This window comes from Niastella populi (genome assembly GCF_002078015.1).
Classification (GTDB): domain Bacteria; phylum Bacteroidota; class Bacteroidia; order Chitinophagales; family Chitinophagaceae; genus Niastella; species Niastella populi.
The window spans coordinates 300225-322236 of record NZ_LWBP01000188.1 but is presented as its reverse complement, the minus strand read 5'-3'; the positions used below and the strand labels follow the sequence as shown (position 1 = coordinate 322236).

Below are 22012 nucleotides of genomic sequence, written 5' to 3'. Positions count from 1 at the left end.
TGGAAAGGCAAAAGATCGTTATACAATTGGAAAAATGGTTTACGCAATAAGAAAAAAAACCGCCAGCTAAATATTTTTAGTGCAGCCCTGAGATCAGGGCCGCACCTTTTTCCACATTACGGAAACAGGCGATTGCTATTGCAATCCTGTTACAAGTTCAGTCCATGCCGGTAACTCGGCCGTTCCCGGTTTTCTTTTACCAAAGAACTGCACCGCCATATTACCATTGGCATCAAATATTTCGAGCGAATGCACCAAACCGTCGGTTGTTGGCTTTTTAACCACCCAGGTACTGGCAATGTCATCCAGTTTCAGGTGCAGGTTAAATGCCGCATCCATAACATTGATCCATCCGGGTATTTCCACTATCTTTTTTACCGGGCCTGTATGTATCTGTATATTACCGTGGTTCGACACAAATACCATTATCTCCATTTCCCTTTCGGCTGCCAGCTGTAAAAGCGATTTTACCTGGTCGTTAGCTACCTGCCGGGCAAAATCACCGGCTATGCGCAGGGCATGCAGCCGTGATACATTGTGCTTTTTAAGCATAGGGAAGAAATCATGCGTATCCTTCAAAGCGCTCCAATCTTCCCGGAAAGTATTTACCTCAACCTGGTCGTCATTATAAACCGGCGCGGGATCTGCCGGGCGAATAGCAAGTGCCGGCAGTTGCAGGGTATCTTCAAACTCTCGCGCCAGCGTTTCAAATGCTTCATGGTTACTATTCTCCTGCAGAAATATCTTTACTACGGCTGTGCCCTGGTGATCGAACACCTGGATCGATTTCTTAAAAGCGGCCGCTTCATTTTCAAATACGGCAAAGCCAAAGGCCCAGCGTTCGAAGAACATCCGCATATCGATATCGTCACCTACTACAACTCCTACATGACGGCTGTTGATACCTACTTTCTCAAAAACGCCTTTGCGTTCATGCACACAACTTTCGTTGCGGGTAAGCGCCATTATATAACCAAGCTCAGGCATACGCTTCCAAAGCTCAGGGAATTTATTTTCGAGCCGTATCACACTGCTGCCTGTAAAAGCAGCTACTATTTCTGCTTCCGTTGTTCCCAACTGCCGCGCGGCATCCCTGATGCGCACCCGCGGGTTGTCGCGGTGAAACGTCAGCCATTTATCTTTTAACGAAAGGTTTGTCATTGTGCTCATTTTTGTTGTTTTTGTTAGAAGCCTTTAATACGGGCGTTCTCCTGTGAATGGCAGGCACCAGAACCGGAAATCGATAGTTTTCATTATGCCAGGTATCCACTTCCATTTCATACGCATCGGCAATACAATCTGGCTGCAATACCTCGTGCATGGCGCCCTGTTTTATCAAACACCCGTTCTTTAATAACAATATCTTATCGGCAAACTGTGCCGCCAGATTTAAATCATGCAATATTACTACCACGGTATACCCCTGTTGCGCAAGGTCACGCGCCTTGTGCAAACAAGCCTGCTGGTGCAGGCAGTCGAGACTGGCCGTTGGCTCATCGAGCAATAGCAGTTTACCGGTTACCTCAGCAGCATTTACTTCGCGCAGTTGCGCCAATACACGGGCCATTTGCACTCTTTGTTGCTCCCCGCCAGATAACGTTTGATACAAACGACCCGTGAACTGTGCTGCCTGCATTTCCTGCATGCATTGCTGAACTATGTCGTGGTCTGCCTGAGCCGGATGATTATTAAAATGCGGATACCGCCCCATCATTACGATCTCTTCACAGGAGAAAGGGAGGTTCAACATATACTGCTGCGACAAAACCGCCCGGCACCGTGCCAGTTGTGACGGGGTAAGGGCTTGAATATTTTTATCATTCAACAGCACACTGCCTGCGGTGGGCGGCTGTTCGCCAGACAGCATACGAAGTAATGTAGATTTACCCGCGCCGTTGGCTCCCAGCACAACCGTTACTTCGCCCGGCTGCATTACAAACGACAGGTTATGCAGAATGGGTTTTTTGCCTATTGAATACGATATGTTTTGTGCTGTAATGATCATGACATCAACCGTAACTGCTTTTTTTGTTTTACCAGCAGGAGCACAAAAACCGGTGTGCCAATCACTGCTGTTACTATTCCTATAGGTAATTCGGCCGGCGCAATGATGGTTCTGCTCACCACATCGGCTATGGTAAGTAAGGTGGCGCCCAGCAATGCACAACAGGGCAATAACTGCCGGTGATCGCTGCCAATGACACTGCGCAACATGTGCGGTACTATCAGGCCGACAAAACCAATAACACCTGCAATGGCAACAGAAGCGCCAACCAGTAAAGTGGAAAGGATCACGATCAGTGTTTTCAACCGCTTTACTTTTACGCCGAGGTAGGCCGCTTCCTGTTCGCCCAGCGCAAATACATTTAGTGATTTTGCCAGCCGGGGCAACAAGATGAGAGGCGTAAGAATGAATGGCAATAATGACAGTACGCTGCTCCAGGTAATACCGCCGAGGCTGCCCATGGTCCAGAAGGTGGCAGTGCGCAACTGCTCATCATTGGCTAAATAGGTAACCAGGTCGGTGAGCGCTTTGCACAGCGCATTTATAGCAAGGCCCGATAGCAGTAAGGTAGTCATCAGCGACTGCCCTCCTGTTCGCGATAGTCTGAATACCAGGAAAGAAGTAAGACAGGCGCCGGCAAACGTCATTACATTCAACAAATAATATCTGGGTATCAGCGATCCGTTGTTCATAAACGGCAGCGATGATAAGATCACGATCGTAAGCACTGCAAAGAAAGTAGCGCCGAATGAGATGCCGATCAGCGTGGGGTCGGCCATGGGGTTGCGGAACAACCCCTGTAAAGCGGCGCCGGAAACCGCAAGCCCTGCGCCTATAAGCACAGCGCCAATTACCCGCGGCAGCCTGATGTGTAAAAGCACATTGGCAAGCCCCTCATCGTACGCTACAGGTATACGTATATTGATCTGTTTTAACAAAATGGCGATCACCTGCTGCGGAGCAATATGCATGGCCCCGATGCCGGCTGCTATAACAGCAGTTGCTATCAATAGTATGATCAACCCTATGGTAATGCGGTTACGCTTCACGATCTACTGGTTTAATTTTTTATTGAGCTCATTCACCGCTTCTGGAAGCCGCAATCCGAACCCGCTCAGGAACTGCCCATCCATTGACACCACCTTTTTATTACGGCCGGCATTGGTTTGCGCCACACCCGGCACTTTCAATAAACCATCTGCGCCGCCGATGCTTTGCAGTCCGCTATCGAACAACAATATCACATCGGGATTGGCGGCCACAAGCGACTCAGCCGACAATTGTTTAAAGCCGGTAAATTCAGTAACGGCATTTTGCGCACCGGCCAGTTGTATCATTTTGTCAACCGGTGTACCGGTACCCGATACCATCATGGAACCGGTTCCGCGGGCATAAATGAACAATACTTTCTTCTTTACCGGTGTTACATGCAACGCCAGGTATTGTTTACTGAAAGCAGCTTCAACTTGTTTTGCTTTTTCGCCGGCACCGGTTGCATTGGCAACCTGTACCAGTAGTGAACGGGTGCCGGCAACACTGTACTCCTGTGGCAGCAGGTGTACCTTCACGTTGGCTGCCGACAACTGTTCAGCTACTTCGGGTTTGAGTTGGTCTTTCATGCCTAATACGAGGGTTGGGCGTAAAGCCAGAATACCTTCTGCGGAAATGGTTCTGTTATGTCCTACTTTGTTTTTCTGAAGCAGTGATGCCGGGTAGTTACTGGTTACATCTACCCCCACGATAGCATTCTCCAGCCCCAGGGCGCATAACATTTCACTTATTGCGCCATTGAGAGATACGATGCGTTGCCGGGAATATATATTGCCGGTTATAAACAACAATATCGATAAGAAAAAAAATTTCATACTCATAGTGTAGCAATGTGATAATTTGATAATGTAATAATTCGATAATTCGATAATTTGCTAGTAAAGCATATCAGCTATTTGTATTCTTGTATTCCATTATCACAACTTGTCCCGGCTTTAGTCGGGATTATCGAATTATCGAATTATCAAATTAGCTAATTGATTATTGAAGCTTCCTGCTTCCATCTGCCTGAATCATATACCTGATCGTATAATAGCCTCCCAACGGGCGTTTGGTGAGATCGGCAAAATCGGCGGTTGATGTATTCGGATTGCCTTTATAATAGCTAAGGATCTGAACCTTGGCATATTTACCATTGGCGGTTTTCACTACAATGGTTTTGCCGGCAATAGGGAGAATAGCATGTTGCGGACCACTAGCTGCAGCGCCGGTATATGTATACCAGCCATTGTTGGCTCCGGTTGGAATGGCAAATGCATCGCCATCGGTAGCATAACCGTCGGCCGGCGCTTCCAGCAGATCGTCAAAACCCTTCGATACCACCTGCGCAGCAGCAGTACCGGGACCGCTTTTGCCGCTATTAACTTTTATAGTGGTTGCTCTGAATGCGATATCCCATTTGGTGCTGTTTGAATCGGAAGCGGGTACGATAGCACCGGTGGTTAAATTAAAATACATTGAAAAACCGCCGTTATCAGCCGCATTGCCATTGATATCATTTACGGTTTTTGCTTCAAGGGGTGCAGGTGTTGAATCGTCGTCTTTTTTACAGGCGCCTGCTGTTATCAATAAAGATGCAGCGATCCAAATGCTTAACTTTCTCATAGTTGTTGTGTGTTTATAAATTGTTGTTCGTTGCTTGCTGATTTATATACCGGCGGTCGCTCTTTACAAACCGAAAAGCCGCGCCCACATACCACTGCCTTCCGGCCAACCCCGCGTCATAGGTGCTGGTTGCCCTGAACAGATTATTTACGCCGGCTTCAATCGTTATTTTTTTTATGAATTTTTGGGCAGAAAGATTCCAGACGGTGTACCCATCGGCATATTCCGCCGGGTCGTCGAGAATGGCATTGCTGTTCACATCGCCCCCAAACCCAAATTTTCCGCGATAGATGCCGCGCAGCGACACATTGAAATCGTAGCGGTTGTTATCATACAGGAGCTTGATATTTCCTGAATGCTTCGAGCGGTTGTACAGTCCGCCATAATTCCGGCGTTTTACTTTCTTATCTACATTGGTTGCCTGATCGCGATAGTACACGGTCCCCGCTTTTACATTATCCCAAACCGTTACATCCTTGGCATCGAGGTACTGATAAGCCGCTGACAGCTGTAATCCGAAAGGCAGCGAATAGCTGGCCTGAAATTCGAGCCCCTGTGTAAAAACCTTGTTGTAATTGAAATAACTGAATACATTCTGCCCGTTTGTTTTCAGCGCAATGGGTCTTGTGTCGATGAGATCATTGATATTATTGCGGAACAGGTTAAGCTGTGCATTGACGTTTTTGAACAGATCGTACCTCACGCTTACGTTAAACGCCACGGAACGTTCAGCTTTTATATTCTGAATGGCAGCTGGTTCAACGTATATACTGCTTAGCTGTCCTTCCTGTTGCAGGCGGGCAATACCGGCAGCCACTACGCTTGTGCCGAATACGCTGTAACCGGCCAGGGGGTTGGTAAAGTTCAACAGGAGCTGGCGGAAATCGGGCGCCTTATAACCGCCGCCTGCTGACGCCTGTACCGATACTTTGCTATTTATATTCCATCGCAACGCAAGCTTTGGACTAAACCTGTCGCTGTATTGGTTATGCCGGTCGTACCGGAAACCGGCAACCATATTGAACTGTTTCGAGGGCATCCACTGGTGCTGCCCGAAAATATACTGTTGGGAGAGTTTATTACCGTCATCGTACCGGGTAGCTTCAACCGTCTCTATTATATTACCTATCCCCAATGTGCCTGTATGCACCCCCGAAAAAGTATGATCGTACTGCACTTCAGACCGGTTGAACAACTGCCTGAAGAAACTTTCATCGTATAATTTATTCTCCGGCTGGTAATCGATGGTTGTTTTGGTACGATAGGCTGTAATATAATTACGTACCTGTAACCGGTATTGGTCACTGGGTTTGAAGGTAAGCACCGGTGAAATATTGATATCGGTATTGCGGCTGCGTTCTTTCAGCATATGCAATCCAGTAGTTTCCTGTACTCCCTGGTTGTTCTTTTGTTCTTCAATATAGAACCGCGTATTGAGCGTTAGTTCAACACTGCGGCTTAATTTAAAATGCAGTTTGGGGTTGAGCGTCAAAGCGGCATAAGCGGGTATTGCTTTTGAAATACTATCGGTTGTATAATAACCATCGGTTGAAAGCCGGTTGGCGAACAGGTACCAGCCCCAGTTGTTGTTTTGTTTGCCCGCTTCAGCGGTAAGATCAACGGTATTGTATCTGCGGGCCCGGGCGCGAACCTGCCCGGTCAATGCCGAAGGCATTTTTTTAGTGATAATATTAATAACGCCGCCCATGGCCTCACTGCCATACAGGGATGAAGATGGGCCTTTTACAATTTCAATACGTTGTATGTTGCCAACCGCCAGCCGGGTAAGATCGAGGGTTCCGGCGGTTCTGCCAATAACCGGTTCCCCATCAATAAGAATTAATATATAATCGGCGCTTAATCCCTGTAATTGTATACCGGTGCCATGATCGGTTATGATCTGCAGCCCCACCTGTTCCATCAACACCTCATTCAACCGCAATGCGCCAATGCGTTCGATCCTGTTCTGACCGATAACCGTAACCGGCACAGGAACATTGTTTACCGTGCGTGGGGTACGGGTGGCTGTTACCACCACTTCCTCCAGCGACTCCCGGGAAGCAGTATCCGGCGTCGTTAGTTGAGCCGTAGCTTTCAGGTAACAGCAAAACATTGCTGGTACAATATAATATAGCTGTTTCAGCATATTGTACTGATGAATAATGAGATTAATGAATACAGGAAAAGCCGGCGCGGGTCAGCCTGCCATAATGTGGAGTGATGCAAAACTATTGAACAGTCGCCAAGTGGTAGTTACAAAATAAGGAAATTGATTTACGCAATGCGGAAGAGTGAAGCCAATTAGCTAATGTGATAATTCGATAATTAAACGGAGGATCAGCTTAATTAATGTAATAACAGCTCACAAGGCTTCAGACCGGTTTGTTTTTTAAACGCGGTTGAGAAATGTGAAATGGAAGAATAGCCCAGCATCATGGATACTTCGGTTACGGTTAACCCTTTCTCATATAATAAATACCTGGCATGTTCCATGCGCTGGCTCTGGTAGAAGTCGAAGATGGTAGTACCGTACAGTTCCTTGAAGCCCTTTTTCAGATAGCATTCATTGATGGCTACCTTGCGGCTCAGTTCCTTGATGGTGATAGGCTCACCAATGTGTTGTAATAATATTTCGCGGGCCCTTACGATCTTTTCGCGATCGGCTTCGTTGGCCAGGAACTTGCACTGGAACGACTCGATCTCTTTATCATCGCCTAACATACATTCCAGGCTGTATAACAACAACATCTGGGTTTGGGCATTGATAAAGATATTTTCAAGGCTGTCTGTATAGGTATGTGTAAGTAATGCTTCCAGCACCTGGCGGGTACGGCCGCATAAAGGAAGGATCTTTGAAAACGATGAAGGGTGTACAAACTGCAGCACTTCGTCGGTAATGGTTTTCAGCTTGCCCGGTTTTACAAACTGCGACAGGTGCACAGCCGAGAACCGGAAACTCATTACATCTATGCTTTCAACTCTTTCTGCACAGGACTTTGAGGTAGTCAGTTTGCAATTGTCGCATTCGACATCCTTCTGGTTACAATACATATTACCCGAAATACAAAAACGCAGTTCCACATAATTCTCTTGCGGCGCCGCCTTTTTGTAATGATAAGCCAACACCCCGGTATCCTCAATGTTCCATTGCTGATGTTTCCGGTATCTTTTAATGGCATACTGAACCGAACCAGGCATTTGTTGCTCTTTTTCCTGCAACATCTGCAACTGATCGTGCATGATCGGTTGTTTGTAAGCCAGTGAAAGTATATCAGGCGGATTATACATATTAGTGCGCAAATTTACATTTACAACGTTAAATTTCCCAAAGCTTTATTGGCCCGGAGGTCATGAAACTGTCAGAATCGGTCAATGGTCAATGGTGAATGGTTAATAAAAAACAAACCACCAGCGACTGAAAACCAGTTGCTTATTCAGACAACAGACAAACCGGTAGCCAATAACATGGCTGACATTAAAATTGTTCGAATAACATTTAAAACTGTCAATGGTGAAACTGGTTAAAACTGCAGTTTGCAAAAAACTGTGAACCCGGCAACCGAAATATTGCGAGATACGACTTGACAACCGGTAATTTGCTCCTGTATTCCATTATCACATTAGCATATTATCACGTTATCATTTTAATCAAAGCTCTGGTTGCTTGAAGATGACATCTTCAGCAGTCGGTCAAATTGTTCGGGTGAAAGATCGTTGTAGAAGAAGTAAACGGGATCGAGGTGTCGGCCGTTCTTATGTACCTCGTAATGGCAGTGCGGGCCTGTTGATTTTCCGGTACTGCCTACCCAGCCGATGATCTCCCCGCGTTTGATACGTTCGCCGGGTTTTACTTTTATGCGGTACATGTGGCCATAGAGGGTTTCGTAACCATAACCATGGTTCACCACCACGTGGTTACCATAGCCATTGCCGAGGTTGCCGGCTGTTTTAACCGCGCCGTTGGCTGTGGCATAAATAGGCGTTCCCTGCGGAGCGGCAAAATCGAGGCCGCCGTGGAACTTCACCGTTTTATAAACCGGGTCGATGCGGTAACCGAAACCCGAAGCCACCCGTTTGAGGTCGCTGTTGCTAACCGGCTGAATGGCCGGCGTACAGGCAAGCAGTTGCTCCTTGTTCTTGATAAATCCGGTTATTTCAACATATGATTTTTCCTGGGCCACCATGCGGTTCTCCAGGTTGCGAAGAGAATGTACTATGCTGTTTTCCAGCTCATAATTGGTCATGCTGGCCACCATTTCCAATTCCTTTTGCTGGGCCAGGTCTTTCGCCCGCATACTGTCGGGAATGGGATTGGCCTCGAAAATGGTGCGGTAAATATCATTATCGCGCTCTTCGAGCTGGATCATGCGCTGCTGCATTTTGGCCACCTGCTCATCGAGCACCCAATAGCGCTCCTGCAGTTGCTCATTGTACTGCATCAATGCCTTCTCCTTTGTAGAGGGAAAATACCGGTAAGCGATGGAAACGATAATTATAGAGGTAACAATAGCGGCCGATATAAAGCCGAGCACCCGCAGCAGCTTTACGTGCAGAGGGGTCTCCAGTTTTTCATATCGGAGAGTATTGGTATTGTAGTAGTACTTGATTTTCTTCATGGATACAAGCCGATTACCAAGGTTGCTTTTCAGCAAAACAGACCGAATTAAGTTACCTTTGCAGCCGTTGCCTCAAACGGTAACATTTACAAATATAAAGGCTTAAGTGTCAATTTTATCAAAGATCGTTCCGTTTTATGATGACCAGCGCAGAAATACGACAGCATTTCATGGAATTTTTCCGAAGTAAAGGCCATGAAATCGTTCCATCGGCCCCCATTGTGGTTAAGAATGACCCTACTCTGTTATTCACCAATGCGGGCATGAACCAGTTCAAAGACTTCTTCCTCGGTAATAAAAAAGCCCCTTTTCCCCGGGTGGCCGACACCCAAAAATGCTTGCGGGTAAGCGGTAAACACAACGACCTCGAAGAAGTAGGCGTTGATACCTACCACCATACCATGTTTGAAATGCTGGGCAACTGGAGCTTTGGCGACTATTTTAAAAAGGAAGCCATTGCCTGGAGCTGGGAACTGCTTACAGTGGTATATAAAATACCTAAGGACAGGTTATATGTGACTTATTTTGAAGGAGATAAAGATGAAAACCTGGCTAAAGACGAAGAGGCTTATAATGAATGGGCCAAACTGGTAGCTCCTGACCGCATTCTGCCGGGAAATAAAAAAGACAACTTCTGGGAAATGGGCGATACCGGCCCATGTGGCCCATGCTCCGAGATCCACGTCGACTGCCGCTCTGATGAAGAGAGAAAAGAGGTTAGCGGCGCCCAGCTGGTAAATAATGACCATCCGCAGGTGATAGAGATCTGGAACAACGTATTCATGCAGTTCAATCGCATATGGAACAATGAAAAAGGCGGGTTGAAAGCTTTTACCGAATGGCAGGAACAGAATAAAGGTGAAGCGGCTCAAAAACTCCGTTCTAAAAAGATTACAGAACTTACCAAACTTGAACCCCTCCCCGCCAAACACGTTGATACGGGAATGGGCTTCGAGCGCCTGGTGCGCGTACTGCAGGGAAAACAATCTAACTACGATTCAGATGTTTTCACCGGCACCCTGGCCGCCATTGAAAAGATCACCAACAGAAAATACGATCCCAAAGCCACGCCTGCATCCATTGCCGAATGGCACCAGGCCGTAGCCTTCCGCGTGCTGGCCGATCATATTCGCGCCATCAGCTTTACCATTGCCGACGGACAATTGCCTTCCAATACCGGGGCCGGCTATGTGATCCGCCGCATTCTGCGCCGCGCGGTTCGTTATTATTATTCTTATCTCGATTATAAGCACCCCCTGCTGCATCAACTGGTACCCGTACTGGCCGAACAGTTCAAATCCGTTTTCCCCGAACTGCAACAGCAACAGGATTTTGTTGTGAAAGTGGTTAAGGAGGAAGAAGACGCCTTCCTGCGCACGCTGGAAAAAGGGTTGAAAAAGATCGATGAAATAGTTGCTTCCGCAAAGAACAAGACCATCAACGGTTCAGCCGCTTTCGAGCTGTACGACACCTACGGTTTCCCCATCGACCTGACCCGGTTAATAGCCAGGGAAAATAACCTCGAAGTTGATGAGAAAGGTTTTGAAGCCGAAATGCAACAGCAGAAAAACCGCAGCCGCGCCGCTACGGCCTTAAGTGCAGAAGACTGGATGGTACTGAGCGAAGATGGCAGCACCAGCTTTGTGGGGTACGATCATACCCGGTCTGAAGCAAAAGTGCTGAAATACCGCAAGGTGACCGCCAAAGGGAAAACCTCTTTCCAGCTGGTGCTTACCAAAACCCCGTTCTATGCCGAAAGCGGCGGGCAGGTTGGCGATACCGGCACCTTATTTTTTGAAGGCGAAGAAGTAGCAGTTGTTGACACTAAAAAAGAAAATGACCTCATCATTCATTTTGTTGAGAAACTTCCTATCAATATCACAGGTGTTGTAGACGCCCGTATCGATGCCGGCCGCCGGGCACGCACTGCGGTACACCACTCTGCCACCCACCTGCTGCATGCCGCCTTGCGTAAAGTGCTGGGCACCCATGTGGCGCAAAAAGGATCATTGGTGAACGATGAATACCTCCGGTTCGACTTCTCGCATTTCGCCAAAATGACGGCTGATGAAATAGCAAAAGTAGAGGCCATCGTAAACGAGAAGATCCGCGCCAACATACCGGTAGTAATTAAAGAAATGCCAAAGGAAGAAGCCCTGAAACTGGGCGCCATGGCGCTTTTTGGTGAAAAATATGGCGATGTGGTGCGTGTGGTGGTTATCGACCCCGCCTACTCGGTTGAATTGTGCGGTGGTACCCACGTGGGCGCTACCGGCGAACTGGGTATGTTCAAATTAAAACATGAATCGGCGGTAGCAGCCGGCGTTCGCCGTATTGAAGCTATATGCGGCATTGCAGCTGAACAATATATCAATGAGCAGTTAGCGCAGTTGCAACAGGTAAAAGAAGAGTTGAAAAACCCGGCCGATCTGTTAAAGGCGGTTCAAAACCTGGCTGCAGAGAACAGCGACGTAAAGAAAAAACTCGAGCACCTCGAGAACCGCATTCTTGTTGGCGTTCGTAATGAACTGCTGCATAAAGACGAGATCATCAACGGTGTAACCTTCGTGGGTGATATTGTAGAAGTGGGCAATGCCGACGCATTGAAGAAATTGTGTTTTGACCTGAAGCACCACCTGAATGATCACGTAGTTGTATTGTGCGCCAACATTGGCGGTAAACCATTTGTGGCTGTGGGGGTTGCCGATACCGTAGCTGCTGCCCGCCAGCTCGATGCAGGGAAGATCATTAAAGAACATATTGCCCCCCTTATAAAAGGTGGCGGGGGCGGACAAAAAACGCTGGCAACCGCCGGCGGACAGGACGCCGGCAAACTGCAACAAGTGATAGAGAAAGTGAAGAGCTTGTTGTAAATTAGGACATGCGAAACTGTTATACGCGCTTATGCCTGATCGCGCTCTTATCCTGGAAAATTTCAATATGTTCGGCCCAGTCAATAAATATTGATTCTCTTATAACGCCTTCGTCCCTGAAAGCATTGGTACAAACACTCGCTGCCGATAGCTTTCAGGGGCGCCTTACAGGCACCAAAATGGCCGCAGACGCAGCCACGCTAATTAGTGAAGCCTTTCAAAAAGCAGGCGCCATGCCTATAGCCGGGAACGACGGTTACCTGATGCCGTTTGATGTTCCGCTTTCAGCCCGGTTCAATTTTGCCCAACCATATAAAATGAAATCCTTTAATGTAGTGGCCGCACTGGCGGGTAAAAGAAAAGCCAAAGAACTGGTAATCTTCAGCGCTCATTATGATCATATTGGTACGCTGTCGCACACCCTGCAGCATAAGATGCCAGAGAATGGCAATCCCGAAGACGGCGATGACATTTACAACGGCGCCAATGACAATGCATCGGGCATCAGCGCCCTGATTCACCTCGCTCAATATTTTGCAAAACACCCGCAACGGGAACGTACCATTTTATTCATTGCTTTTTCAGGTGAGGAAGAAGGACTGCTGGGTTCAAGAATACTGGCCGAAGCCTTCAATCCGAAAGTAGTTACCGCCATGGTGAATATGGATATGATCGGGCGGCCCAGAAATGGTAAAAACAAGCATCCTTTTATTACCGGGTTCAACCAGTCGAACCTCGCTAAAATATTAAATAAGCAGTTGCACAACAGGGGCCCGCAGTACGGTAAAAAATATTTCGAGCCCGATCCCTTTCAAGAAGATAATCTTTACCGCCGATCAGATAATTTCCCTTTTGCCGTAAAAGGCATGGTGGCCCACACCATAATGACCAGCGCCCCCAACGATCAATATTACCACTCCCTCAACGACGAATGGGAACAACTCGATTATGATTACCTGGCTGAAGTGGTAAAGGCCATCGCCCTCGCAACTACCGGCCTGGCCAACGGTTCTGACAACCCAAAAAGTAACTGATCCGTCTATATGATAACGGGTTAACAGGTTTAACAAAACCGGCTTTGGCCCTCAGTACCGGATTGAATTTCAGGGATTAAAAAGCGACCCGACAGGCGCAGGCGCCATTAATTATTAAACACCATTTTTTCAATGCAGGCTATGGCAAACTTTCAACTAATCTTAACATTTCCGAAAATTTTCGTATGTCGTTTAATTCATTATATTTGATGTACGAAAGTTCACGTAGTCTAATTATTATTATTAAAAAACTTCAATAAAATGAAACGATTCCTGATCTCATGCACATCACTGGCAGCCCTTACCCTGCTACTGTGCCAACCCCTGGCAGCCCAGGATAACGACAAAGAAAAAAACAAGGACAAAAGCAAGGTCGATGAAAATGAACAGCTCATTATCAAAAGAAAAGGCGATAAAGACGCCAGGATCACCATTGAAATAAAGGGTGATGATGTTATGGTCAACGGCAAGCCGCTGGAAGAGTTCAACGATGAAAATGTTTCCATTCGTAAAGAGAAAAGCCAGGTATGGACTACGCCCCATTCACCTTTCCGCGGCCAGGGCGGCACATTGAGCTTTGGTGGCGACAACCGTCTTTTACTTCGGGAAGGCCCGGTTCTGGGTGTATATACCGAGAAGGATAAAGATGTAAAAGGCGCTATTATTCAAAAAGTTACTCCCGGCAGTGGTGCTGAAAAAGCCGGATTGAAAGAAAACGACGTGATCAAAAAAATTAACGACGAGGTGATCGATGACCCCAACGATCTTACCAAAGTAATACTTAAACATAAGCCGGAAGAAAAGATCAAAATAACTTACGAAAGAAGCGGTAAGGAAATGAAAACCGAAGCCACTCTCGGTAAAAGAAAAGGGTCTTTTAATGTAAGCCCGCACCAGTTTGAGATGCCCGATTTCAATTTCGACTGGAAGGATAACGATTTCGGTCCGCGTGTTTTCTCCTATGGCACTTCCAAACCCCGCCTTGGCATAAAAGCACAGGACACCGAAGATGGCAAAGGCGTGAAAGTATTAAGTGTTGACGATGAATCAGCTGCCGATAAAGCCGGCATCAAGGACGATGACATTATCACCGAATTTGATGGCAAAAAAGTGAATACCGCCGGGGAACTGGCCAATGCTGCAAGGGAAGCAAAGGATAAACAGGCTGTTAAAATAACCTTCAACCGCAATGGAAAATCACAAACTGTTGAAGTAAAAACGCCCAAAAAGCTAAAAACAGCCACACTGTAAACGGTTTTCAAACATCAGCCCTATAATTAGAGCCGTTCCGGTTATTCCGGAGCGGCTTTTTTATCAAAAATCCATTGCCGGAAATAAGGTATTTTTGCCTGATTTTTCATCATTAGGCAATCAGAATAATATGTCGACAAATTACGATGCATATGAAGTTGTTGTAGGCCTGGAAGTGCATGCCCAGTTACTAACGAACAGTAAGTTGTTTTGCGGCGACAGCGCGGCGTTTGGAGGCGATCCGAATACGCATATCAGTCCCATTACGCTGGCGCACCCCGGTACCTTACCCAAACTGAACAAAAAAGCCATTTCCTATGCAGTTAAAATAGGTTTGGCCTGTAACTGCGCTATCACCCGGCATAATTATTTTGCCCGTAAGAACTATTTCTATCCCGATCTTCCCAAAGGTTACCAGCTTTCACAGCATACCACCGCTGTTTGCCAGGGCGGTTATGTTACCATCCGCACGCAGGAAGGCACCCGTAATATTCAGTTGAACCGCATCCATATGGAAGAAGATGCCGGTAAAAGCCTGCACGACGTGGACGATAAAAACACCTGTGTTGATTATAACCGCGCCGGCGTACCATTGGTGGAAATAGTAACGGAACCCGATATTCACAGCGGAGATGAGGCATACGCTTATCTTACCGAATTGAGAAAGCTGTTGCGGTACCTCGAGATCTGCGATGGCAATATGGAGGAAGGCAGTATGCGTTGCGACGCCAATATTTCAGTACGCAAAAAAGGCGATACCAAACTGGGCACCAAGGTGGAAGTGAAGAACCTCAATTCCATCCGCAACGTAAAACGCGCCATAGAGTTTGAAGCAAAACGCCTGATAGACCTTATTGAGTCGGGAGAAAAAATAATTCAACAAACCCGAAGTTTCGACGCCGGCAATGGCACCACCTTTGCCCTTCGAACCAAAGAAGACGCCAACGATTACCGGTATTTTGCCGATCCCGATCTTACGCCGTTTGTGGTAACGGATGACCTGCTGCAGGAAGTACGCAGTTCAATTCCCGCTTTACCCGAAGAACGCGTAGCGCATTACACCCAGCAATTACAATTACCCGAATACGACGCCCGGGTTATCACCGATGAAAAAGAGCTGGCTGTTTACTTTGAACAGATAACCGCCCATTCGCCCAATTACAAAGCAGCCGCCAACTGGATGCTGGGCCCCATTAAATCGTGGCTCAATGAAACCGGTGAGCCAATTACCGCCTTACCCGTGCGGCCCGAGGCCATAGCATCGCTGATTGCCCTTATCGATAGCAACCAGGTGAACTTTTCGGTAGCTTCTACCAAAATATTTGCAGCCATGCTGAAAGAACCCGGCAAACAACCTTTACAAATTGCCTCAGCGCTGAACCTGATCCAGGATTCAGACGAAGGCAATGTAGCGGCCTGGATAGAGGAAGTGTTGAACAAAATGCCCGACAAAGTAGCGGAATATAAAAAGGGAAAGAAAGGACTGATCGGATTATTCGTAGGCGAAGTAAAAAAGGTATCGAAAGGTAAGGCCGATCCAAAACTTACCAACGATATCCTTTTAAAAAAACTGCAATAACAATTAACAAAAACCAGATAGATGAAACGTATTCAGAACCGGCTCCTGTTGTTATTAATGGTTACGGTTAGCGCCTGTTCCCAAAAAGAAAAAGGAACGCTGGAAGTAACCGGAAATATCGCCAACCTGGATAAGGTAGCCAGTGTGTATCCGCAAGCTGTTAAAAACGGAAATATAACCCTGCTGTTATATGAAGTGCCTTTTGGCGGCGACCTTCCTCCCGTGCAACTGGATTCAGTGACCGTTTCTGCCGATAAAAGAACGTATACCTTAAAAGGGCCGGCAAAGAATATAGGCATGTACAATATTGTGGTGCTCGACGGCCCTATGGTGCCCATTGTTAACGATGTACCCAGCATTACTGTTGATATTGACATGGCCAATGAAAGGTTTTACACAGTAGCAGGTTCGGTAGCCAGCCGTGAGCTGCAGGATTTTATTTTCACCTACGATGTTAAAAGCGCCAGCGCCGACCAAACCATGGGCCAGCTCGATAGCCTGAAACGTATTGGGGCAGCCGACAGTACCCTCCTCAATTTTACCAACCGCAAGAATGCCGCCATCAAAGAGCTGAATGAGTATATGAAAAGAATGATGGCCGATGCCAGCCAGCCGGTTGTAGCCGCTTTCGTTTTAGGCCGTTCCGCCAAAACATTACCGCAGCCCGAATTTGAAACAGCCCTGAATAACCTTACGCAAAAATATGTGGGCGATTCAAACCTGGCCGAAATGAAGAAACGATACAATGCCTACAAAGAACAGGTTGCCAAAATAAAAGAACAACAGGAACTCGAAAATGCCTGGACAGGCAAGAAAGCGCCGGATCTGGTTCTGCCCGATGTAAATGGCAAAAACGTTTCCATCGCTGCATTCAGAGGCAAATATGTGCTGGTTGATTTTTGGGCAAGCTGGTGTCAGCCCTGTCGCGTTGAGAATCCCAATGTAGTGGCAGCTTTTAACAAGTTCAAAAACAAAAACTTTACTATTTTAGGTGTGTCGCTCGATAAAAAGAAAGAACCCTGGTTACAGGCCATTAAGGAGGATCAGCTAAAATGGACACATGTCAGCGATCTGGCTTTCTGGGACAGTAAAGCGGTAAATGTTTTCGGTTTCACCGGTATCCCGTACAATGTTTTGATTGACCCCGATGGCAATGTAATTGGCGAAGGACTGCGTGGTGAAGAGCTGGATAAAAAACTGAGTGCAATTTTTCTGAAATAACTACATAGTGCTTTAAGTTGTAAAAAAGCGAAGGCCTCCCGGATAAAGGAGGCCTTTTCTATTAATTTAAGATCACAAACCATTTTATTCATAGCCCGGATTCTGCTGCAATACTTTTTTACTCTTATCTATTTCCAGCTGCGGAATGGGGAAGATATTCTTTTGAGCGCCGAATGGCTGTGTTGGCAATAAACTAACGCCATCGCCATCGAATTTATTGGTAACACTTGCCTTAACCCGCATCAGGTCCCAAAAGCGATGCCCTTCGAATGCCAGCTCAATGCGGCGTTCTCCCAGTACGGCTGCAATGAGCTCGTCTTTATTGGCAAAGCTGCCCGTGGTGTATGCAGGTTCACTTGCACGTGCCCGGTCGCGTACAATATTCAGTTTGGCAACAGCATCGGCATCGACGCCCGAAGCCGTACGTGCCTGCGCCTCGGCATAGTTAAGCAATACTTCAGCATACCTGATTATGGGCGCCCAATCGCCGCGGGTAGCCACCTCGGTATACTTAGTGGTAAAACTTAAGCTGCTAAGCGCACCTGTACCTGAAATGATCAAGGTCCTTCTTTTGTCGTCTGCGGCAAAATATTTATTGGTAGCAATGTTAAGGAAGGTGGGCGATATCATCAGATCGGCCTTGCCCGCCGGAGAGTAGTGTTGCGGCAGTGCATTATTGGTGTTGGGGTTATCATCGACATTGTTGGGAATTGACCATACAGTTTCATTCGTTTGGTAATTGCCTGCACCAAAAGCGCCATTAACTGCAGCATTCAAAGCAAAGGAACCATATGTGCCCTTGATCACATCGAGGGCGTATTTTCCGGCATTGGCATAATCACCTTTGTATAAATATACACGTGATAACAATGAAGAAGCTGCGGCTTTGGTGCCGCGGGTTTTGGTATGGTAAACATTGTCGGGGTAACCTGAATACGTCACCGGCAGATCGGCCAGCGCCACTGTAAGGTCACTGATGACAGATGTATAAATTTCACCTACGCTCGCCCTTGGCTTATTGGCGCCAGGATCGTTGAACGTAAAACTTTCGGTGATCAATGGAATGCCGGCATGTGAAGCATCGGCGGTAAAATTATAAGGCTGCGCAAAAAAGTTCACCAGGTAGAAATTAGCCACCGCCCTCACAAATTTGCATTCGGCGATCAAAGCGCTGGCTTTAGCCGGGGTAAGTTTGCTACTGTTGGCGGTAATACCGGCTATGGCCCTGTTGGCCTTCGCTATGGCATTGTAACCGGCCGTCCAAACGTTGGCGGCGATACCACTATTGGCTAATAAATTGTAACGGGGTAAATCGGTAAAAAAACCGTTACGGTCCAAAATATCCTCGGCCAGCAGATCGACATAGATAAGCGCGCGGCCCGATAAAAAACCTGCGTTCTGCAAACCATCATATGCGGCAATCGTAGCCGCTTCAATTTTTTCGGGAGTTGAAAATGCCAGGTCGCTCGATAAAAGATCTTTAGGCTCTATATCAAGCACCTTTTTATGACACGAGCTGCCTGCTATTGTCATGAGTAATAAACCGCACAATATATATCGCATAACTTTTTTCATTTTTGTTGTGAAAGCAATTCAACATACTTATAAACCAAGGTTAACGCCCATTGTATAGGTACGAGGCAAATAGGGTCGCATTTTATCGATGCCCAAACCAATATTCGTATTACCAACGCTGTTCGCTTCCGGATCTATTCCTGAGTAACCGGTAAATGTATACACGTTACCGGCCTGCACATAAAAACGGATCCTGCTCACTTTGAGCCTGCTGGTAATTGTTTTAGGCATGGTATAACCAACTTGCACATTACGAATGCGAACGAAATCACCTTTCTCAAGCCAACGGGTCGATGCCTGTGTGGCCCAGAAATTATCGCCCCAGAGCAAACGGGGTACATCGGTATTATCACCCGCTTTGGACCAGGCATCCAAAACGTCGTCCGATTTGTTCCTGACGTTGGAATAATTCATCAGGTACGATTTGGTTTGGTTATAAATATAAAACCCAAATGCATACTGCAGATCGATGCTGGCGTCGAAACTGAGGTAGTTGAAGGTTTGCATAAAGCCGCCATAAAATTTGGGATAGGGCGTTTTGCCTTTCAGTACAACGCGGTCGGTAGCGCCTATCGCAGTGGTAGCCGAACCGTCCTTTACCATCGTCCACACATTGGCATTTGATATTCTGTCGTACTGCTTTTGATTGCCGTTGATATCAATGTAAGTTGGCAACCCGTTGGCTGGGTTCACACCCGCCCAGCGCATAAGATAAAAAACGCCCAACGCTTCCCCGGGCCTGGCAATGGAGAAAGTAGCCGTTCCGTCGTTATTATCATACAGATCGTCGCCAAACAGGTTGGTGGAGATCACTTTTGTTTGGTTCCAGGCAAAATTGAAGCTAACATCCCACAAAAAATTCTTCCTGTGTACAACCGGCGTTCCAACCGTAAATTCAATACCGCGGCTTCGCAATACACCCACATTGTCTTTAATAGTATTGTTGGGGAAACCCAGCGTGGCCAATACAGGGTTATTCAGTATTAGATCTATCGTCTTACGGTTATAATACTCAAGCGTAAAGCTGGTATTCTTCCATAACACGGCATCTATTCCTATGTCAAATTGTTTATGCCGTTCCCAACGCAGGGCTGAGTTACCGGGATTACTTAAAGTAAGTATCGAAATATCGGCATAATTGCCGGCCTCAAAAGTGCTGATGGAGGGGAAATAGCCAATTTCTGAATTACCTGAAACGCCATAGCTGGCCCTCAGTTTCATGTCTTTTACATAAGCGAGGGGGCGCATAAAATCTTCTTCAGTTAACCGCCAGGCAACAGAGCCGGAGGGGAAATAACCCCAGCGTTTGTTTTCACCAAACCGGCTATCGCCATCGGCCCTGAAATTGAATGTAGCAAGGTATTTTTTTCTGAATGCATAATTGACAGAGCCGAAATATGAAGCAAGTCCGTCGTCAATACCGCCAATACCGTTTTGAGTTCCCACTTCAACATAATTGGCCTTGTCAATCAATAAGAAATCGGGGTCTTTGATCCCACTTCCATAGTTGTAAATATATGAACTGGTACGTCGGGTGTATTCTGAACCGGCCAATACATTCAGCTCATGGTTGGCTCCTATTTGGCGGAGGTAATTCAACGTATTGAACCAACTCCAGGTATTTGCTTCGGTATAAATCGTTTGCCGCAAGCCCGATCCCAATCCATCACCAATTTCTTTATTCCAGTAAGCATCCGTTATGGAGTTGGAATGATCTACGTTCACCTGGCTTTTGAATTTAAGCCCTTTTATCAGTTGTATTTCACCAAACGCACTACCAATAAAGCGATGGGCGTCGCGATCTTCATAGTTCCAGTGCGTAACAGCTTCAGGGTTGGGAATGCTGTAACTTAAAGTGGCGCTGTTACCACCTACACCCGGGTAATATTGCCCATCGGGCCCGTACACCGGAATATTAGGCATGGCCATCAACGGTCCATAAGGTATGGCTGCAAAAAAGTTACCCGTTCCCGATCCGAGGTTGTTTGTCTTCATGCGTGAATACTGTGTATTTACACCTACCTGTAACCAATCGGTGATCTTCGATGCCAGATTTAGCCGGGCCGATGCCCGTTGTTGTGCTGTAGCCTCGATATAACTTTGTACGTCGTTATAATTCAGTGAAGCGAAATAAGTGGCTTTCTGCGAACCGCCGCTTACCGCCAGGTTATGGTTCTGCACCAGTCCTTTGCGAAAAAGCTCTTCCTGCCAGTCGGTATTTACCGTATCTGCCTTGCCATCGCCATTTAAATCACCATAGTTTGCCGCAAGTGGCAAACTGGCATTGGTTCTTAATTTATTAACGGTCGCAATATAATCGGTAGCGTTCAATACTTTCATTTTACGGGTAGGCTCGTTAAAACCTACATAGCTATCATAATTGAGATTGCTCTGCCCGGCTTTTCCTTTTTTGGTAGTTATAAGAATCACTCCGGCCGAACCGCGAGAACCATAAATGGATGCGGCAGATGCATCTTTTAGGATCTCGATACTTTCAATATCGTTGGGATTTAATTCAGCCAGTGCGTTTGATGGATTGTAATTAGGTCCTATGTCGCCTTGCGTTAAAGGAACACCATCCATTACGATCAACGGATTGCTACCCGAAGAAACCGATGCGCCGCCTCTGATGCGAATGATCACATTATCGCCTATAAGGCCCGATGAAGTGTTTACCTGTACACCGGCGGCCTTACCTGTAAGCGCCTGATCGAAACTTAATACCGGTTTATTTGACACTGCGGAACCGCTCACTTTACTTACCGAACCAGTTAATGACCTTTTTGCAATGGTACTATAACCTACCACTACCACCTCTTCCATATTCGTATCGAGCGATTTCATGATAAGGCTGTAATCAGTGGCAACTCCTATCCTGATCTCTTCGGAGTGCATATTTACTGATGAAACAACCAGCGTTCTGGCATCAACAGGTACATTTAATGAATACCCGCCATCGGTATTGGTTACTGTACCTACCCTGGTACCTTTAACAAAAACAGAAGCATTGGGCACCGGGTTGCCATTGGAGTCGGTGATCTTCCCGGTAAGGGTTCTGGTTTGGGCAAGCACATCTCCTGAAAGAAGCAATAGGCTGCACCATAGGGACATTAGGAACTTTCTCATCGGAGTTAGTATTTACAGGTTATTAACAGTGTATAAAAAGCGTAATCAACAGATAACAAAGTAGAACATTTAAACCC

General features: G+C 46.7%; 15 protein-coding genes. 5 read left to right on the top strand and 10 right to left on the bottom strand.

The annotated features are described in order from the left end of the window. Positions 1 to 135: 135 nt before the first annotated feature. The 8 genes from A4R26_RS18180 to A4R26_RS18145 form a co-directional block, all read right to left on the bottom strand. Complete coding sequence (locus tag A4R26_RS18180; RefSeq protein WP_207625780.1) at positions 136 to 1170, bottom strand: hemin-degrading factor; 1035 nt, start codon at positions 1168 to 1170, stop codon at positions 136 to 138. Beyond that, complete coding sequence (locus A4R26_RS18175; RefSeq protein WP_081166008.1) at positions 1136 to 2005, bottom strand: heme ABC transporter ATP-binding protein; 870 nt, start codon at positions 2003 to 2005, stop codon at positions 1136 to 1138. Before A4R26_RS18175 ends, A4R26_RS18180 begins: the two co-directional genes overlap by 35 nt. Beyond that, on the bottom strand, positions 2002 to 3054 hold the full coding sequence (locus tag A4R26_RS18170; RefSeq protein ID WP_081166005.1) for a FecCD family ABC transporter permease: 1053 nt from the start codon (positions 3052 to 3054) through the stop codon (positions 2002 to 2004). The genes A4R26_RS18175 and A4R26_RS18170 overlap by 4 nt, the downstream gene beginning before the upstream one ends. 3 nt (positions 3055 to 3057) lie before the next feature. After that, positions 3058 to 3870 carry a heme/hemin ABC transporter substrate-binding protein gene (locus A4R26_RS18165; protein WP_242674945.1) on the bottom strand — a complete coding sequence of 271 codons (813 nt, stop codon included), beginning with the start codon at positions 3868 to 3870 and terminating at the stop codon, positions 3058 to 3060. A 166-nt stretch (positions 3871 to 4036) separates the two neighbouring features. Next, positions 4037 to 4660: an HmuY family protein gene (locus A4R26_RS18160; RefSeq protein WP_081165999.1), complete on the bottom strand. Its 624-nt coding sequence runs from the start codon at positions 4658 to 4660 to the stop codon at positions 4037 to 4039. A gap of 13 nt (positions 4661 to 4673) precedes the next feature. Then, positions 4674 to 6806, bottom strand: a complete 2133-nt coding sequence (locus A4R26_RS18155) for a TonB-dependent receptor plug domain-containing protein (protein WP_081165996.1) — start codon at positions 6804 to 6806, stop codon at positions 4674 to 4676. Between the two features lie 200 nt (positions 6807 to 7006). Continuing rightward, entirely contained in the window at positions 7007 to 7948 is a 942-nt protein-coding gene (locus tag A4R26_RS18150) for a helix-turn-helix domain-containing protein (RefSeq protein ID WP_081165993.1), read from the bottom strand. Between the two features lie 356 nt (positions 7949 to 8304). Beyond that, positions 8305 to 9276 (bottom strand): M23 family metallopeptidase, encoded by a 972-nt coding sequence (locus A4R26_RS18145; RefSeq protein WP_242674944.1) that lies wholly within the window; start codon positions 9274 to 9276, stop codon positions 8305 to 8307. Between the two features lie 137 nt (positions 9277 to 9413). Between A4R26_RS18145 and alaS the strand changes: the two genes are divergently transcribed. The 5 genes from alaS (at position 9414) to A4R26_RS18120 (ending at position 17234) form a co-directional block, all read left to right on the top strand. Then, positions 9414 to 12149, top strand: coding sequence for an alanine--tRNA ligase (gene alaS / locus A4R26_RS18140; protein WP_081165987.1), 2736 nt, complete (start codon positions 9414 to 9416; stop codon positions 12147 to 12149). A gap of 8 nt (positions 12150 to 12157) precedes the next feature. After that, entirely contained in the window at positions 12158 to 13183 is a 1026-nt protein-coding gene (locus A4R26_RS18135) for a M28 family peptidase (protein WP_081165984.1), read from the top strand. Between the two features lie 261 nt (positions 13184 to 13444). Then, positions 13445 to 14434, top strand: a complete 990-nt coding sequence (locus A4R26_RS18130; RefSeq protein ID WP_081165981.1) for a PDZ domain-containing protein — start codon at positions 13445 to 13447, stop codon at positions 14432 to 14434. 130 nt (positions 14435 to 14564) lie between these two features. After that, positions 14565 to 16013: an Asp-tRNA(Asn)/Glu-tRNA(Gln) amidotransferase subunit GatB gene (gene gatB / locus A4R26_RS18125; RefSeq protein WP_081166328.1), complete on the top strand. Its 1449-nt coding sequence runs from the start codon at positions 14565 to 14567 to the stop codon at positions 16011 to 16013. 21 nt (positions 16014 to 16034) lie between these two features. Next, positions 16035 to 17234 carry a TlpA family protein disulfide reductase gene (locus A4R26_RS18120; RefSeq protein WP_242674942.1) on the top strand — a complete coding sequence of 400 codons (1200 nt, stop codon included), beginning with the start codon at positions 16035 to 16037 and terminating at the stop codon, positions 17232 to 17234. An 84-nt stretch (positions 17235 to 17318) separates the two neighbouring features. Here A4R26_RS18120 and A4R26_RS18115 read toward each other — a convergent pair whose 3' ends face one another. Both A4R26_RS18115 and A4R26_RS18110 read right to left on the bottom strand, forming a co-directional pair. Continuing rightward, positions 17319 to 18797 (bottom strand): RagB/SusD family nutrient uptake outer membrane protein, encoded by a 1479-nt coding sequence (locus tag A4R26_RS18115; RefSeq protein ID WP_165760323.1) that lies wholly within the window; start codon positions 18795 to 18797, stop codon positions 17319 to 17321. Between the two features lie 39 nt (positions 18798 to 18836). Further along, on the bottom strand, positions 18837 to 21935 hold the full coding sequence (locus A4R26_RS18110) for a SusC/RagA family TonB-linked outer membrane protein (protein WP_081165975.1): 3099 nt from the start codon (positions 21933 to 21935) through the stop codon (positions 18837 to 18839). Between the last annotated feature and the right edge of the window lie 77 nt (positions 21936 to 22012).